This is a genomic window from Vibrio sp. THAF190c (assembly GCF_009363355.1).
GTDB lineage: Bacteria > Pseudomonadota > Gammaproteobacteria > Enterobacterales > Vibrionaceae > Vibrio > Vibrio fortis_A.
In genome coordinates, this window is the sequence record NZ_CP045338.1 from 200,219 (window position 1) to 216,991 (window position 16,773).

15 protein-coding genes are annotated in these 16,773 nt (G+C 40.9%); 12 read left to right on the forward strand and 3 right to left on the reverse strand.

Annotation, left to right across the window (positions count from 1 at the left end):
* Positions 1 to 97: 97 nt before the first annotated feature.
* From gpsA to FIV04_RS00915, 3 genes are all read right to left on the reverse strand, one after another.
* Positions 98 to 1,162 carry an NAD(P)H-dependent glycerol-3-phosphate dehydrogenase gene (gene gpsA / locus FIV04_RS00905; protein ID WP_152468013.1) on the reverse strand — a complete coding sequence of 355 codons (1,065 nt, stop codon included), beginning with the start codon at positions 1,160 to 1,162 and terminating at the stop codon, positions 98 to 100.
* A gap of 146 nt (positions 1,163 to 1,308) precedes the next feature.
* Positions 1,309 to 1,776, reverse strand: coding sequence for a protein-export chaperone SecB (gene secB, locus FIV04_RS00910; RefSeq protein WP_032551186.1), 468 nt, complete (start codon positions 1,774 to 1,776; stop codon positions 1,309 to 1,311).
* Between the two features lie 106 nt (positions 1,777 to 1,882).
* Positions 1,883 to 2,317, reverse strand: a complete 435-nt coding sequence (locus FIV04_RS00915; RefSeq protein ID WP_150870387.1) for a rhodanese-like domain-containing protein — start codon at positions 2,315 to 2,317, stop codon at positions 1,883 to 1,885.
* Between the two features lie 281 nt (positions 2,318 to 2,598).
* Between FIV04_RS00915 and FIV04_RS00920 the strand changes: the two genes are divergently transcribed.
* The 12 genes from FIV04_RS00920 (at position 2,599) to FIV04_RS00975 (ending at position 16,762) form a co-directional block, all read left to right on the forward strand.
* Positions 2,599 to 2,853 carry a hypothetical protein gene (locus FIV04_RS00920; protein WP_152468014.1) on the forward strand — a complete coding sequence of 85 codons (255 nt, stop codon included), beginning with the start codon at positions 2,599 to 2,601 and terminating at the stop codon, positions 2,851 to 2,853.
* A gap of 100 nt (positions 2,854 to 2,953) precedes the next feature.
* Positions 2,954 to 3,628, forward strand: a complete 675-nt coding sequence (locus tag FIV04_RS00925; protein WP_152468015.1) for a YjbF family lipoprotein — start codon at positions 2,954 to 2,956, stop codon at positions 3,626 to 3,628.
* A 30-nt stretch (positions 3,629 to 3,658) separates the two neighbouring features.
* Positions 3,659 to 4,498 (forward strand): capsule biosynthesis GfcC family protein, encoded by an 840-nt coding sequence (locus FIV04_RS00930; RefSeq protein WP_253895359.1) that lies wholly within the window; start codon positions 3,659 to 3,661, stop codon positions 4,496 to 4,498.
* Positions 4,498 to 6,756, forward strand: a complete 2,259-nt coding sequence (locus FIV04_RS00935; RefSeq protein ID WP_152468017.1) for a YjbH domain-containing protein — start codon at positions 4,498 to 4,500, stop codon at positions 6,754 to 6,756. Before FIV04_RS00930 ends, FIV04_RS00935 begins: the two co-directional genes overlap by 1 nt.
* Before the next feature lie 507 nt (positions 6,757 to 7,263).
* Positions 7,264 to 8,400: a polysaccharide export protein gene (locus FIV04_RS00940; RefSeq protein ID WP_152468018.1), complete on the forward strand. Its 1,137-nt coding sequence runs from the start codon at positions 7,264 to 7,266 to the stop codon at positions 8,398 to 8,400.
* Positions 8,401 to 8,464: 64 nt separating this feature from the next.
* Positions 8,465 to 8,905 carry a low molecular weight protein-tyrosine-phosphatase gene (locus FIV04_RS00945; protein ID WP_152468019.1) on the forward strand — a complete coding sequence of 147 codons (441 nt, stop codon included), beginning with the start codon at positions 8,465 to 8,467 and terminating at the stop codon, positions 8,903 to 8,905.
* A 124-nt stretch (positions 8,906 to 9,029) separates the two neighbouring features.
* On the forward strand, positions 9,030 to 11,201 hold the full coding sequence (locus tag FIV04_RS00950) for a polysaccharide biosynthesis tyrosine autokinase (RefSeq protein ID WP_152468020.1): 2,172 nt from the start codon (positions 9,030 to 9,032) through the stop codon (positions 11,199 to 11,201).
* A 184-nt stretch (positions 11,202 to 11,385) separates the two neighbouring features.
* The gene (wecB, locus tag FIV04_RS00955) at positions 11,386 to 12,510 is read left to right on the forward strand and encodes a non-hydrolyzing UDP-N-acetylglucosamine 2-epimerase (RefSeq protein ID WP_152468021.1); all 1,125 of its coding nucleotides are present in this window, start codon (positions 11,386 to 11,388) and stop codon (positions 12,508 to 12,510) included.
* A 17-nt stretch (positions 12,511 to 12,527) separates the two neighbouring features.
* The gene (gene wecC / locus FIV04_RS00960) at positions 12,528 to 13,790 is read left to right on the forward strand and encodes a UDP-N-acetyl-D-mannosamine dehydrogenase (RefSeq protein WP_152468022.1); all 1,263 of its coding nucleotides are present in this window, start codon (positions 12,528 to 12,530) and stop codon (positions 13,788 to 13,790) included.
* A complete protein-coding gene (locus FIV04_RS00965) occupies positions 13,787 to 14,830 on the forward strand; it encodes an N-acetylneuraminate synthase family protein (RefSeq protein WP_216651665.1) in 1,044 nt (347 codons plus the stop codon). Before wecC ends, FIV04_RS00965 begins: the two co-directional genes overlap by 4 nt.
* Positions 14,823 to 15,977, forward strand: a complete 1,155-nt coding sequence (gene neuC / locus FIV04_RS00970; RefSeq protein ID WP_152468024.1) for a UDP-N-acetylglucosamine 2-epimerase — start codon at positions 14,823 to 14,825, stop codon at positions 15,975 to 15,977. The genes FIV04_RS00965 and neuC overlap by 8 nt, the downstream gene beginning before the upstream one ends.
* Before the next feature lie 107 nt (positions 15,978 to 16,084).
* The gene (locus FIV04_RS00975; protein ID WP_172974215.1) at positions 16,085 to 16,762 is read left to right on the forward strand and encodes an acylneuraminate cytidylyltransferase family protein; all 678 of its coding nucleotides are present in this window, start codon (positions 16,085 to 16,087) and stop codon (positions 16,760 to 16,762) included.
* The last annotated feature ends 11 nt before the right edge of the window (positions 16,763 to 16,773 follow it).

The following is a 16,773-nucleotide window of genomic DNA, read 5'->3' on the forward strand; positions in this document are numbered from 1 at the left end:
TCAAAATCAATGTCATCTTCAAGAGCGAGGAACGAGCGAGTTGGAGATCTGTCTTTTAGCTCTTCGCCACTCGTTTACTCTTATCCCGCATCCGCTCTTACCCTTCCGATTTCTTATCTCGAGCCAGCAGATCTTGCGCTGCTAAGTGTGCATCTTTTCCTTGATACAACACTTGATAAATTTGTTCAACAATTGGCATCTCAACACCCATACGTTCAGACAGAAGCCAAACCTCTTTGGTATTGCGGTAACCTTCGACAACTTGGCCGATCTCTTCTTGTGCGGTATCGACATCTTTGCCGGTACCCAAGGCTAAACCAAAGCGGCGGTTACGAGATTGGTTATCAGTACAGGTGAGTACCAAGTCACCCAGGCCAGCCATACCCATAAAGGTTTCTGGTTTCGCGCCCAGTGCAGCACCTAAGCGACTCATTTCAGCTAGGCCACGAGTGATTAGTGCAGTACGAGCATTGGCACCAAAACCGATACCATCAGACATGCCAGCACCAATCGCGATAACGTTCTTCACCGCACCACCTAGTTGCATGCCGATGAAGTCATCGTTCGCATATACACGGAAGGTACGGGTACAGTGAATCTTCTCTTGCAGCTCTTTTACAAATTCTTGGTCTGGTGAAGCAACAGAGATAGCAGTAGGCATGCCTGCAGCAAGCTCTTTGGCAAATGTAGGACCAGATAGAACCGCTAATGAGTAACCATCACCAAGCACGTCGCTTGCAACGTCTTTCAATAGACGACCTGTTTCTGGCTCTAGTCCTTTAGTTGCCCAACAAATACGTGAGTCAGCTTTTAGGTGAGGTTTTAGGCTGTTCAGTACAATACCAAATACATGGCTTGGAACAACAACAAGCAGGTCGCGGCTTGCTGATACTGCTTTCTCTAGATCTGATTCAATAATCAAGCTTTCTGGAAAGTCGATGTTTGGCAGGAACTCATGGTTAGCGCGATCAGCTTCTAGGCGAGCCATATGCTCAGGTTCGTGACCCCAAAGCACAATGTTGGCACCATTACGTGCAAGAGAAATCGCTAACGAAGTGCCGTAGGAACCAGCGCCAATCACTGTCATGGCGATCTCTTTGCCATAAACGCTCTTTCTATCATAAGCGTCACTGATGTCATTAGTGCGAGTTGTGTCTGTCATGCTTCCACCTGAAAGTCTTGAGGAAATGAAAGGGGTATCTGTCTACTGAATATACCGAAAATATAAAAAATGCACACCGCATAAGTCGCGCTGTGCATTTTTAAACGGTTAGATTAAGTCTTATGTGGCATTAAGCCTTGTATAACTTAAGCTTGCTCACCTTCAGCTTGTTGAGCTTGGTTTTGTAAGTAGTTCATGAACAGAGCGTCGAAGTTAACTGGCGCTAGGTTCAGTTGTGGGAACGTACCTTTAACCACTAGGCTAGAGATAGTCTCACGAGCATATGGGAATAGGATGTTAGGGCAGAATGCACCTAGGCAGTGTGCCAGTTGACCAGCTTCCATTTCGCTTGCAGTGAAGATACCACCTTGTTGTACTTCACATAGGAATGCTGTCTCTTCTGCGTTCTTAACTGTTACAGTAAGACGTAGGATTACTTCGTAAACGCCTTGGCCAAGTTCACGGCTTTGAGTGTCTAGATCCAGTTTTACATCTGGGTTCCACTCTTTTTGGAACATATCTGGCGAGTTTGGCGCTTCAAAAGAAACGTCTTTTAGGAAGATACGTTGGATTGCGAAGTTTTGTTGTGCTTCTTGAGGTGCTGCTTCAGCCATTTTCTTGTCCTTAAAAATTTACATTGGGTTCCGTAATCAAAATGAGGTTACGTAACCTGAATAACGAGTATATAGATAACAGTGTTATTAATAATGTTACTAGGAGTTACTTCTTACCCTTAACTAAAGGTAGGTTCGCTTCACTCCAAGCAACTAGGCCATTCTTCAGAAGGCTCACGTTTTCAAACCCAGCTTTTGCTAGTAGGTTTGCACTTTCTTGAGCGGTTTGACCTGTTTTACATACCACAATGATTGGGTCTGCTTTATGGCTTTCAAGGCTACCAAAGTTATTTGCTTTGATATCTGAAGGCAAAATGTGAAGTGCGTCAGTAATATGACCTTTTTTGTATTCATCCTTAGTACGAATATCAACCACAACACCATTTTCACGGTTCATGAGTTGTGTGGTTTGCGCTGCCGTGATCTCTTTGTAAGCCGCATTCGATGTTTTGATGACATTCATAATGATGGCAACCACTAAGCCAATCCATACGATGGCTAAAATCATATTCTCTTGAATAAAGGGTACTAACTCTTGCATATTTTAAACTCTTGTCGTTTGGGGCTAGAAACTATACCCAAGCATCTTGAGGTCACTTTGGTATATGGTTTTGGAGTATAGCGATAAAGGATTACAGAATACAGAAGAAGCAGAGGGTTGTGAGTGAAGGCGCGGAATAAAGCAGTTTTTGTCTAGAATTTATGCATTTACTTGTACACACTTATTCACTATCATGATCAATTAGTTGTTTAAGCTGAACAACGGAAAGGGGTGGAATCTTAGCCTCTGTATATAAACGTTTATATTTTATGGGAATCATTATGAAAAAGATTGCTTTAGTAGCAGCACTAGCTGTTAGCTTCTCAAGTGCGGCTTTCGCAGCTACCGAAACTGCAGCAGCGGCAGGTGCTGGTGCAGGCTCTAGTGGCGCAGCAGCAGGCGGCGCAGCAGCTTCAGCGGCAGCAGCGGGCACAGCAACAACTGTAGCGGTAACAACTGCAGCAGTAGCAGTAGGCGCAGCAGTAGCAGTATCTTCCAACGACGGTGGCGCTACAACTACAACTACAACTAACTAATTTATTAGTTGAGTTAATGAAAAGCCATTTTATGTGTGAGCATAAGGTGGTTTTTTTATATTAGTGTGTTCACAATATCGCTAGGAAGCGCAAAACAATCATGATTAAACCTCTTATTGCCTCTTTAGGTTTGTTGCTTGCAGGCTGTTCCCAGCAGTTCCAAGACTTAAATGCCACTTTTAATGAAGCTATGTTTGGAGATGCTGACGTTTCTACCACAGCTAAATACATTCAAGACCTGCCTTACGCCAGCATTTACGCGCAGATTGAAGACCAAGGTAAAATATTTATGGTTTTGGCCTTTGTTGGGCAAAACCCAGAAACGGGTGCAGAGCAACTAAAGTGGATGTCTTCTGATAAAGCGATGATCGTGACCGAAAATGGCCGCGTAGTTCAAACTTTGTTATTGCCTTACGAAAATCTATCAGGCCTAACAGCGAAGCCTGAGAATGCACTAGTGCCAAGCTTTGACTTGTCGACCGAGCCCAAAGCAGAGCGCTGGCAAGCCACATACGATTGGCAACCAGATTACCGATTTGGGTACAGTGCTAATATTGTTCGCAGCTATGTCAACCAAGAAACGGTACAAACACCATTGGCCGCTATAGAAACACGCAAGTTTATCGAACAAGTGAGCTATCCAGCGCTTGGTGAGAAAATAGAAAATGAATATTGGGTAAACAGCCAAGGCAAGGTAGTCAAAACAGTTCAGTATCTTGGCCCAAACATGACTCGCTTAGAGTTAACCCTGCTTAAGCCTTATCAAGCGAACTAATCGGTGGTGATAGACACTATGAAATCATTAATGAAATTCGGTAAACGTGCAGCATTGGCTTCGCTTTGCTCTTCGTTATTCCTATCAGGCGTGACACACGCTCTTTCTTTACCGCAAGAACTACAACTTAGTGTTGAGTTGCCAGTGCAGGGCATCACCCTCAATTACTCACAACCCGTTCGCCTGGAGCAGGTGTTAGATGATGCAAATGCCAATGGTGCATTAGGTTATTTTCCACTATCAGCACAACTGTTTGATCGTAATGCACAACAGCAAGTTGATACTTTAAAAGCACAAGTGATTGAACAGTTGAATCAATTGGCACTTCAAGAACCGCAAGTAAAATCTGTGATTACACAATTGGAGTCCTTTGAATACCAAGCGCGTTACTTTGTCGATTTAGATAGAGACGCAGTGATCTCCCAACCAGAGAAAAATCCGCTATTAGTTTCTGAAAATATACCGTTTTCAAAAAACATACTGGCTTCAAAAGGGGATGTGCTCGAATCAGATAAGCTAAACCAAGCGCAGCGTTTCGATTTGTATTTGACCGAAAGGCCAACTCACCTAACTATGGTTGGGGCCGTAAAACAAACACACAAGCTAAAGCTGATTGAACATGGTCAGTTAGATAACTATCTATCAATGTTACCAAAAGGTGGGTTGTTGGCGAATGCGGATAAGAGCACAGCATTTGTCATTCAACCAGATGGTCATGTTGATGAGGTAAGCTATGCCTACTGGAATAGTAAACAAGCTTACTTTGCACCCGGTGCGATTCTTTTTATTGCTTTTGACTCTCTGCCTTCCGAGTTTTCAACTTTGAATCAAAATATTATCGAACTTCTACGTCATAAGGTTAATTTGTAATGTCAGCCAATCAATCATTCCCATTAACGCTTCTTGCAAGTTCGATTGCTGGTGCTTTTCTGGCTGTGAGTAGCTTTTCTGTCACTGCACAAGAGCAGGCGCCTTCAGAAATGGAAGTTTCAAGCTTTAATGCTCCGACGTTAAAGCATTCGCAAACCAATTTTGGTGGCGTGGGTTTAATGCAGATGCCAACTGCACGCATGGCACCTGAAGGTGAGTTCAACTTAAGTGCATCATTCAACAACGAGTACTATTTTTATAACGTTAGTTTGCAGGTTATGCCTTGGTTAGAAACCACGATTCGTTATACCCAAGTTCAAGGCTTACTTTACAGTGGTAGCGGCAGTGGAGATTGTTCTCAAAACAGTTTTAGTGGCTGTACTAAGTACACAGATAAAGGCATCGATTTCAAAGTTCGCTTAATTGAAGAAGGTTACTACCTGCCAGAGTTATCGGTTGGTGTTCGCGATTTTGGTGGCACAGGTCTATTTGATGGTGAATTTGTTGCCGCCAGCAAGCGATTTGGCCCGCTAGATCTAACTTTAGGTATGGGCTGGGGGTACATGGGCACCAGTGGTAATTTTACAAATCCATTCTGTAAAGCTAGCGATAGGTTTTGTGAACGCCCTTCTGATTTCAAAGGTAATGGTGGCAGTATTGATTTTGAACGTTGGTTTAAAGGTGATGCAGCAATTTACGGTGGCTTAGAGTACCAGACACCATACAAGCCACTAACGTTAAAGCTCGAATACGATAGCAACGACTATTCACAAGATTTCCCCGTAGTGCGTGGCGGTGTTGATATGACGCAACATACACCTTGGAATATAGGGGCTCTGTATCGATTTAATGACTGGGCTACAGCTAAGGTGAGTTACGAGCGCGGCGATACCTTAACTATGGGATTTGACCTAACCACGAACTTCAATGAAATCGCCTCAATTTGGCGTGACACGGAAGCCGCAGTGCTTCGTCCTACTGAAGCGAGCAACATGGATGAGGTTGATTTAGCTAAACTAACAGAAGAGTTAGATACCATTGCAGGCTATGAGCAAGCAATGGTTCTGGTTGACGACAATACGCTGGTGGTTAAGGGTGAACAGGTTAAATACCGCGACCGTGAAGTAGCACTTGAGCGTGGAGCAACGGTTATCGCTAATCACGTTCCTGATTACATCAATACCTACCAAATTGTTGAAACCAGTAATGCTGGTGAGCTTTCACAAACGGATGTTAATGCTCAACAGTTTAAGAAATCTGCCAGCTACGCTTATTTAGATTCTGATATCAAAGATTCTACTCAAAATAGAGATGTTGCATCGACCTCAGCTGTGGAGTACTACGATGCGCGAGAACGTTTTGATGTTTCAGTATCTCCAAACTTGGCTCAATCTTTTGGTTCTGCTGAAGATTTTTATTTGTATGCATTAGGTTTGTATACCAACGCCTCTTACTGGGCGACTAATAACATCGAGCTGTCTGGTTCTTTGTATATAAACCTTATCGACAACTACGACAAGTTTAACTATACAGTACCTGAAGATGGCACCGACCAAACCGCAAGGGTAAGAACCCTGTTCCGAGAATATGTGGAAGAACCAGTTCGTTTAGACAGATTACAACTCACTTGGTTTGAAGATTACGGTAGCGGTATATACAGCCAAGCCTACGCAGGTTACCTAGAGAGTATGTTTGCGGGTGTCGGTGGTGAGTTACTTTACCGCCCATATAATACTAACTGGGCTATTGGTGCAGATGTGACTGCCATTAGCCAACGTGACCCTGATAGCTGGTTTGAAACCTTTGATGAAGAGTGGCAAGCTCACCCAACAGATCCGAACCGTTCTTATCGAGTTATTGATAAAGGCACCACCGGCTTTGTGACTGGTTACTACATGCCACAGTGGAAGTTCTTAAGCGATACACTATTTAAAGTTGGCTTTGGTAAATTCCTAGCAGGTGATGTGGGTACCCGTATCGACTTTTCAAAACAGTTCAAGAGCGGCGTGATTGCAGGTGCGTTTGTTAGCTTAACTGACTTAAGTGAAGAAGATTTTGGTGAGGGCAGCTACACAAAAGGCTTCTACGTATCGATTCCATTTGATTTGTTGACTGTAAAACCTAGCTCAAACCGAACTCAATTCACATGGCAACCGCTAACCCGTGATGGCGGACAGGTTCTGAACAAACAGTACAATTTGTTTGAACAAACTGACGCAAGATCGCCATGGTTCCAAAGGCCAAGTAAGGTGAAATAAAGTGAAGATAAGAGTAAGCGGGATTCGAGATTCGAAGAGCTTAAGAGCAGGTTAGAGTAAACGAAATACGGGATGCGAAGAGCCTGTGCTTTTTCGCATCTCGTTACGCGAATGCCGTATCTGCTTTTAAATCTCTTCGCATCCCGAATCTATATGTAATTTGATTCTTATTTTTCTAAGCACCCAACCATTCAACAAGGTTGATAATACAAACAAACTGTGGATAATACATACGGATTAAATTTGAGCATGTTTTTGATGCGTGCTTTATAAAATCACCATTGGCTTTTTTACCGTTCTAGGGGCTGATTATGGTGCACGGAAAACTACGCAGTGTGATGTCGCGGTATATCAACGGGCGGTAGCGTGCCCGAAAGCTATTTAAAGTGGAACCGATATCAAACTATCACTCCTTTTCCCCTCCGTTTAAGCCATTGCTAATGGTAATGTTATCTACTTTGTGTCACTTGGACGTGATTACATTTTCTCAACTATGATTTGGTTAACATGAAGATTAAGAAAAATCGTCTCTTTCTTGCGTTATTGCCTGCCTTATTGGTTGGCTGTACTACTCCAGGCACGCACCTTACTACCGATGATAAGAATGTGATCCTTCCTTCAGAGGAACAACAAGCTGCGGATATTTCAGATGTTGTTAACCTTTATCCTCTAACTGCTCAAACGGTCTCTAATTATAAGAGTCAAACTCCGTCTGTATCTCAAGCTAACTCTGAGTTAGATGTCGAGATCGCTAAGTATGAGTACAAAGTTGGTGTGGGTGATATTTTGAATGTCACGATCTGGGATCACCCTGAACTGACGATTCCTGCTGGTTCATATCGTAGTGCCTCTGAGGCGGGTAACTGGGTACATGCCGATGGCACCATTTTCTACCCTTATATCGGTACAGTAGAGGTGGCTGGTAAAACTGTTCGTGAAATTCGTGCAGATGTAGCAGAGCGTTTAGCTAAGTACATTGAAAGCCCGCAGGTTGATGTCAATGTAGCGGCTTTCCGCTCTAAGAAAACCTATATTACTGGCGAAGTGACAGCACCTGGTCAACAACCCATCACCAATATTCCTTTGACGCTGCTTGATGCGGTTAACCGCTCTGGCGGCTTATCTGAAGATGCAGATTGGCGTAATGTTTCTTTAACGCGTAATGGTTTTGAAGAAAACATTTCACTTTATGGCTTAATGCAGCGTGGTGACTTGACTCAAAACCGTTTGTTACAAGCTGGCGATATCGTTCATGTACCACGTAATGACAATCAAAAAGTGTTTGTGATGGGTGAAGTGAATGAACCTCAGCTACTAAAAATCGATCGTGCAGGCATGAGCCTAACTGAAGCATTAAGCAATGTGGGTGGTATAAACCAACTTTCCGCTGATGCAACAGGTGTGTTTGTGATCCGTACTTCTGATGATAAATCAGAGCGCATGGCGGATATCTACCAATTGAATATGGAAGATGCGTCAGCTCTTGTGATCGGTACCGAGTTTGATTTAAAACCGTACGATATTGTTTATGTAACGGCAGCACCGATCAGCCGTTGGAACCGCGTTATTGGACAGCTTGTTCCAACCATTACCGGTTTCAATGACCTTACAGAAGGCGTACTACGTATCCGTAACTGGCCGTAAATAAAGTAAATTAAGTATCGGGTCACATTTTGTGTGGCCTGTTTTATATGGTTGATAGTAATTTATGTTTAATAAAATTCTTGTGGTCTGTGTTGGTAATATTTGCCGTTCGCCAACAGGTGAGCGTGTTTTACAAAAACTATTGCCAAACAAACAAGTTGCATCCGCAGGTATTGCAGCGGAAAAAAGCGGTTTGATTGGGAAGCCTGCAGATGCAACTGCAATTCAGATTGCGGCAGAAAATGGTTTTGATGTACAAGGCCATCAATCACAGCAAGTTACGCCACAACTTTGTGTGCAGTATGATTTGATATTGGTTATGGAAAAAGGTCACATGGAAGCTCTAACTAAGATCTCTCCAGAAGCTCGCGGTAAAACTATGTTGTTTGGCCAATGGATAGGGCAACAAGACATTCCAGATCCCTATCGCCAAAGTCGAGAAGCCTTTGAACATGCTTATAAGCTAATTGAAGAAGCCGCACGAGCGTGGGTGAAAAAGCTATAATCGATTTAACAAAGCGTCTAACTCATTAGAGTAAGCAGCAAAGATAACATAAATACGTTTAGGTTGGTTTGTTTTCAATAAGCTGACTAACAAAACAGTACGAGTTTTAGGAAGTAGCAAATCAATGACAACAAAACCATCTAGGCAATCACAAACTGATAACTCAGATGAGATAGATTTAGGGAAACTGTTTGGTATTTTACTTGATGCCAAATGGTGGATTATCTTTAGCACATTTATCTTCGCGGTTGGCGGTGTAGTACTTGCACTGTTATCCACCCCTATTTACAAAGCAGATGCACTAATCCAGATTGAAGAGAAAAGCTCTGGGGGTATATCCTCAATGGTTGGTGATATGGGAGAGTTGTTCTCGCAAGAGTCTTCTGCTACTACTGAAATTGAGATCATTAGATCAAGAATGATCCTAGGTGAAACGGTAGATAAGTTCAATTTGACCACAGTTATATCGCCAATCTACATGCCAGTTGTAGGGAAAGGCATAGCTCGTTTAACTGGTGATATCAATGAGATTTCGGTTAGTCGGTTTGTTGTTCCAAGCCATGCTAGCGGATATGCGCATACTATTCATATAGTAGATGCAGAGAAGGGCTCTTATCAACTGATACGAGAAGACGAACGTGTCATCATAGAGGGTAAAGTTGGTAAGTTGGCTGCCGCAGATGGTTACAGTCTTTTTGTTGCGGGTTTTGAATCTCACAACGGTTCTGAGTTTGCTATTACTAATCGTAGCCGTTTAGATGCAATTGAATGGCTAAAGCAATCATTATCTTTGTCTGAGCAAGGTAAACAAACGGGCATTCTGAAGCTAAGCTTTGTGGGCGAAAATAAGCAGCAGATTTCTGAAATCTTAAACCATATTAGCCAAATTTATTTCTTACAAAATGTAAAACGCAACTCAGCGGAAGCTGAGAAAAGTTTGGCATTTCTTGAAGGTCACCTACCAGGAATTAAAGCGCAGCTAACCACCTTTGAGGACGCATTAAATAACTACCGTCAAGAAAATGAGTCGATCGATTTAGGCTTAGAGGCTCAATCTACTCTTAAAGTGATGGTGGAACTTGAAGCTCAGCTTAATGAACTGACGTTTAAAGAGAGTGAAATTAGCCAACGATTTACCAAAGATCATCCTGCATATAAAGCACTAATTGACAAACGCGAAACGCTTTTGAAAGAGAAGGAACGTTTAAACCGACAAGTGCAAAAGTTACCTAAAACACAACGTGAAGTACTCCGTATGACGCGTGATGTTGAAGTAAACCAGCAAATCTACATCCAGCTTTTAAATAAGGTACAAGAGCTGAGCATTATAAAAGCGGGTACGGTAGGTAATGTTCGCATATTAGATGATGCGCAAACGTATTCAGGACCTGTAAAACCGAAGAAATCATTGATTGTTATACTAGCAACGCTTTTGGGTAGTATGACAAGTGTGGCATTCGTGTTAGTTAGAACAGCATTTCAACGTGGCGTTGAAAGCCCTGACCAAATTGAAGAACTTGGTTTACCTGTTTATGCAGCGGTACCTAAGTCTGATCTGCAATTAGAGTTATCTAATCGTTTTAAATCCAAGAGAAAACAAAATTCTGGTACACAGGCACTGCTTGCTGAGTCTAACCCTGCGGACCTTTCTGTAGAAGCGCTGCGTGGCTTACGAACAAGCTTGCATTTCGCAATGCTTGAAGCAAAGAATAATATATTAATGATATCGGGCCCTGCGCCCGGTATTGGTAAATCCTTTATCTCTACTAACTTTGCTGCAGTGGCTGCGAAAACGGGACAAAAAGTGCTATTGATTGATGCGGATATGCGTAAAGGCTATTTGCAGCAAAGTTTTGGCGTTAAATGGGATAATGGCCTGTCTGATTTGTTGAGTGGTAAGCAAGAATTTTCAGAATCAATTAAATCAACCCTTGTTGACAATCTAGATATTATTACTCGCGGTCAAGTTCCGCCAAACCCATCAGAATTGTTAATGCATCCACGTTTTGCAGAGTTTATGGAATGGGCTTCAAATGAGTACGATCTAGTTATTGTTGATACACCACCAGTTTTAGCTGTAACTGATCCAAGTATTGTTGGCACATTTGCTGGAACTACATTAATGGTTGCGCGCTTTGGTCAAAATACGGTTAAAGAGATTGATGTAGCACGTAATCGCTTTGAGCAATCCGGTATTGAAGTTAAAGGTGTTATTTTTAATGCAATAGAAAAGAAAACGTCAAGCTCTTATAATTATGGGTACTATAACTACACATATTCAAGTGATGAGAAATAGCAAAGAGGAATTTAGTCCTATTTAAGAGCTTTTTATATATAAGCTCAATTTGGTTTTTTGGGGGAGGGGCTCTAAAATAGGCTTCCCCGAATGAATGAAATGTGCCTCAGCGTCATTTAACTTTGAGGCCTGAAGTTTCAAATCACATCTTTTCATTTCACCTGTCGGTTGGAAGTTCAATAAAATGACTAAGAAAAAAGTTCTTACGGTTTTTGGCACGCGTCCAGAAGCCATCAAAATGGCACCTTTGGTTCATGCTTTAGCGGCCGATGATCGCTTTGAAGCAAAGTGTTGCGTTACCGCTCAACATCGTGAAATGCTTGATCAAGTATTAGAACTGTTTGAAATAAAACCAGACTACGATTTAAATTTGATGAAAGCTGGTCAAACGCTGAACGAAGTGACATCGAGCATTTTGTTAGAGCTTAAACCTGTTCTCAAAGAATTCAAACCCGATGTAGTTTTAGTGCATGGAGATACAGCGACAACATTTGCAGCAAGTTTAGCTGCTTATTATGAGCAGATTGCAGTAGGGCATGTGGAAGCGGGTCTTCGTACGGGCAATATTTACTCACCATGGCCAGAAGAAGGCAATCGCCGTCTAACAGGGGCGTTAACTAAATATCACTTTGCACCAACACAAACGTCAAAAGAAAACCTTCTAACTGAAAACTTTAATCCCGATGATATCAGTGTAACGGGTAATACTGTAATTGATGCCTTACTGATGGTGAAAGACAAAATTGATTCTGATAGTGATTTGAGCGCAACACTTACTGCCCAGTTTCCGTTCTTAGATGATAGCAAGAAACTTATTTTGGTAACGGGGCACCGTAGAGAGAGCTTTGGGGGGGGATTTGAGCGTATTTGTGAATCACTTGCCGTTGTAGCAAAAGCACATCCTGACACACAAATTCTATATCCAATGCATCTTAATCCAAACGTGCGTGAGCCTGTAAATCGTTTGCTTGCTCACATTGATAACATCTATCTTATTGAGCCTCAACAGTATCTACCTTTTATATATTTAATGAACCGCGCTCATATCATTTTAACAGATTCTGGTGGTATTCAAGAAGAAGCACCTTCATTAGGTAAGCCAGTATTGGTGATGCGAGATACTACAGAACGACCAGAAGCTGTTGATGCTGGTACGGTTAAACTAGTTGGCACTAATACTGGAGTGATAGTTGACAGTCTAAATTCGTTGTTGACTGATGAAACTGCATATCAAGCGATGAGTTTTGCACACAATCCATACGGTGATGGTAATGCTTGTCAAAAAATATTGAACGAATTAGCGAAATAAAACTTTAGGAAATAACAATGTCATTTGAAACAATTTCAGTCGTAGGCTTAGGTTATATAGGTTTGCCGACAGCAGCAATGTTTGCATCTCGTAAAAAGAAAGTAATTGGTGTCGATGTCAACCAAAACGCTGTAGATACGATTAATCGTGGTGAAATTCACATTGTTGAGCCAGATTTAGATATGATAGTACATGCTGCAGTAACAGAAGGTTATTTAAAAGCTGTAACTACTCCTGAGCCCGCGGACGCCTTTCTTATTGCTGTACCCACACCTTTTAACGATTGCGTCAAAGGTCAGATCCCTGAACCAGATTTGAGGTTTATCGAAGCCGCATGTAAAGCAATTGCACCTGTTTTAAAGAAAGGAGATTTGGTGATCCTAGAATCAACTTCTCCTGTTGGTGCAACAGAGCAAATGGCGGAATGGTTAGCTGTTGCAAGGGAGGATTTAACCTTCCCTCAAGCTAGAGGCGAAGATGCGGATATTAATATTGCACATTGCCCTGAGCGTGTTTTACCAGGTCATGTAGTACGTGAATTGGTTGAGAATGATCGTGTAATCGGTGGTTTAACTAAAAAATGCTCAGCGCGTAGTGTAGAGCTATATAAAATATTTGTTCAGGGCGAATGTGTTATAACTAACGCACGTACTGCTGAAATGGCAAAGTTAACCGAAAATTCATGTCGCGATGTTCAAATAGCGTTTGCCAACGAACTTTCAATTATTTGTGACAAACTCGATATTAATGTTTGGGAGCTCATATCATTAGCAAATCGTCATCCTCGAATTAATATTTTACAACCGGGACCTGGTGTTGGGGGGCATTGTATTGCTGTTGACCCTTGGTTTATAGTTTCAAAAACACCCGAAGAAGCTCGTCTTATTCATACAGCTAGAAATGTCAACGATAACAAACCACTATGGGTTGTAAATCAAGTTAAGATGGCAATTTCTGATTTTTTACAGGAAAACCCCGATAAGACAGCTAAAGATATTACTATAGCGTGTTACGGGTTAGCTTTTAAATCAGATATTGATGACCTTAGAGAAAGTCCTGCTCTAGAAATTACGAAAGCCATATCAGATATGCATGCGGGGAGAGTTCTAGCAGTAGAGCCCAACATAGATAACTTTGAGTATAAGGATATTAAGCTGTGCTCATTAATAGAAGCTGAGCAATTGTCTGATATCGGTGTGTTATTAGTTGATCATAGAGAGTTTAAAGAGGTTAAACTTCCGACTGATTATTTGATCGATACTAAGGGAATATGGAAGTGACTAGTATTAAAATAAACAAAAACGAAATTGGTGGTAAAAGTTGTTATATTATCGCTGAAATTGGTCAGGCTCATGATGGTAGTTTAGGTACGGCTCATGCCTATATTGATGCAGTATCCAAGACCGGAGTGAATGCCATCAAATTTCAGACTCATATAGCAGCTGAAGAATCGACAAGGCATGAGCAGTTTAGAGTAAAAGTTTTTCCACAAGATGAAACTCGTTATGATTATTGGAAACGTATGGAGTTTACACCAGAACAGTGGAAAGGCTTGGCAGAGCATGCAGCTGAAGTTGGGTTGGACTTCTTATCAACTCCATTCTCACTTAGTGCAATTGAACTATTGCAGGATATTGATATACCAGCGTTTAAGGTTGGTTCTGGAGATACCAATAACCGTCAACTTATTGAGGCATTAATTGAGACAAAAAAACCAATCCTTTTATCGACAGGTATGTCCAATTATTCTGAGCTTGACGATATTGTAAATAAAATAAAAAGTTCGGATAGCCCGTTGGCTATTTTTCAATGTACAACATCATATCCGTGTGGGCCTAAGGATATTGGCTATAATGTTATAGACGAACTGAGACATAAATATAATGTACCAGTTGGACTTTCAGATCATTCAGGAACTATATTCCCTTCTATAGCTTCTGTAGCTTTGGGTGCAAAACTTATTGAAGTACATACTGTGTTTTCCAAACAGTGCTTTGGTCCGGACACTAAAAGTTCGGTGACGATTGATGAGTTAAAATATCTTGTGGATGGTATTCGTTTTGTAGAAGCTGGGATTAACTCTAAAGTAAACAAATCAGAACAAGCAGAAGCTAGAGTAGAGACTAAGAAGTTATTCTCCAGAAGTGCTTTTTTTATTAAAGATATAAAAAAAGGCGCAACTTTATCAAGAAGTGATTTCGCGATGAAAAAGCCAGGCGGAGGATTAACTTATGATGAAGCGTTACGATTTATTGGTAAGCAGCTAAAGGTTAATAAGTCTTTTGATGATTATTTAAACATCGGTGATTTTGATGAATAAGATAAAAGTATGTGTTGTTGTTGCGAGTAGAGCAAATTACGGAAGAATAAAATATGTTCTAAAAGCTGTACAGGATAACCCAGCAATGGAACTTCAACTCATCGTCGGAGCGTCAACTTTGTTAGACCGATTTGGTAAAGCTATTAATATTATCAAAGAAGATGGTTTTAACCCTGTAAAAGCGCTTCATTATATTGTCGAAGGTGAAACTCTTTTAACCCAAGCTAAATCAACAGGAATGGGGATAATAGAACTTTCTTCCGCTCTGGATGAACTGAGTCCAGATTTTGTAATATCAGTAGCAGATCGTTTTGAAACAATGGCTACAGCGGTATCAGCATCATATTTGAATATCCCATTGATCCATGTACAAGGGGGGGAAGTGAGTGGCAATATTGACGACCGTGTAAGACATGCAATAACCAAATTAGCAGACTTTCATTTTGTAGCGACAGAAAAGAGTCGAGATAGAGTGATCAGAATGGGAGAAAAGCCAAGTAATGTTTTTAATTATGGCTGCCCAGCCATGGATGTAATTGCGAACTCAGATACACATATTTCCAATGAGATTATGAGTAAATATGGTGGTGTGGGTCAAGATATTGACTGGGATAAACCGTATATACTTATGATCCAACATCCAGTTACCACCAGTTATGGTGATGGTTTAGAACAAGTTACGGCAACCCTTAAAGCCCTTATAAAGTTTGAAAATTATCAAAAAGTGGTTTTATGGCCAAACTCTGATGCCGGTGGAGAGGATGTATCAAAGGGAATAAGGGTTTTTAGAGAAAACAATATGAAGTCCAATTTTCATTTTTACAAAAACTTTAGTGCAGAAGACTTTATTCGTGTATTAGCTAATGCTAGTTGTGCTGTTGGTAACTCTTCTTCATTTCTTCGTGAAGGTGCCTTTTTAGGTGTACCATGTGTATCAATCGGAGATAGACAAAATATGAGAGAGCATAGTGATAATGTTGATTTTTGTAGCTATAACACAAATGATATTTCGGAAGCAATTTCTTTACAACTAAAGCATGGGAAATATGAACAGAGTGACCTTTTTGGAGACGGGAATGCAGGGGAGCGTATTGTTCGCGAAATTTCTAATCTTAAATATGAAGTATTAAAAGGAATTGAATACTAGATTTATTAATTATATGTATTGAATGTAGATGGGAGTGCATTATTTATTGGGCTCTCTATCTTCTGGTATGTTTTTTCCAAAGAGGTTAGACGTTTAAAGTGACAAGAGTGATTGGTCTGGTAACTGCAAGGGGGGGATCGAAGGGATTCCCAAATAAAAATATCGCCCAATTTAATGGAATGACTTTATTGGAACATGCCATCGATGTTGGGCTTAAGAGCGACTATGTAGATGATGTGTATATTTCTACAGATTCACAACAATACTTAGATATAGCAATGAAATATGGTGCGAATAGTTATGGTTTGAGATCAAAACGACTTTCCTCTGACAGCGCATTGTCTATTGATGTTATCAAAGACTTTATCAAAAATATTTCATTAGGTGATGATTCCATAATTGTACTTTTACAACCTACATCGCCCATTCGGACTGCAGAAATGGTTGATTCGGCAGTTAAAAAATGTCAAACCACAATGCAATCCGTAGTAACTGTAGCAAAAGTCGATGAGCCTAACCCATATAAGTTGAAAAAAATTGATGAAAATGGAAATTTGAAGCCGTTTATAGAAGGCGCTTCCTCTGAGTTACCAAGGCAACAGCTACCGTCTGTATATCAGTTGACTGGCGCAATATATGTTTCAACAGTTGGCAATATTTTAAAAAATAACTCTCTTTTTTCTGAAGAAACCAAGACTATATTAATGGATGATTTTTCAAACATAGATGATGAACTAGATCTTGAATTTCTAAAATTTAGATATGAAAATGGACTTAGGTGGTAATATAGCTCTTG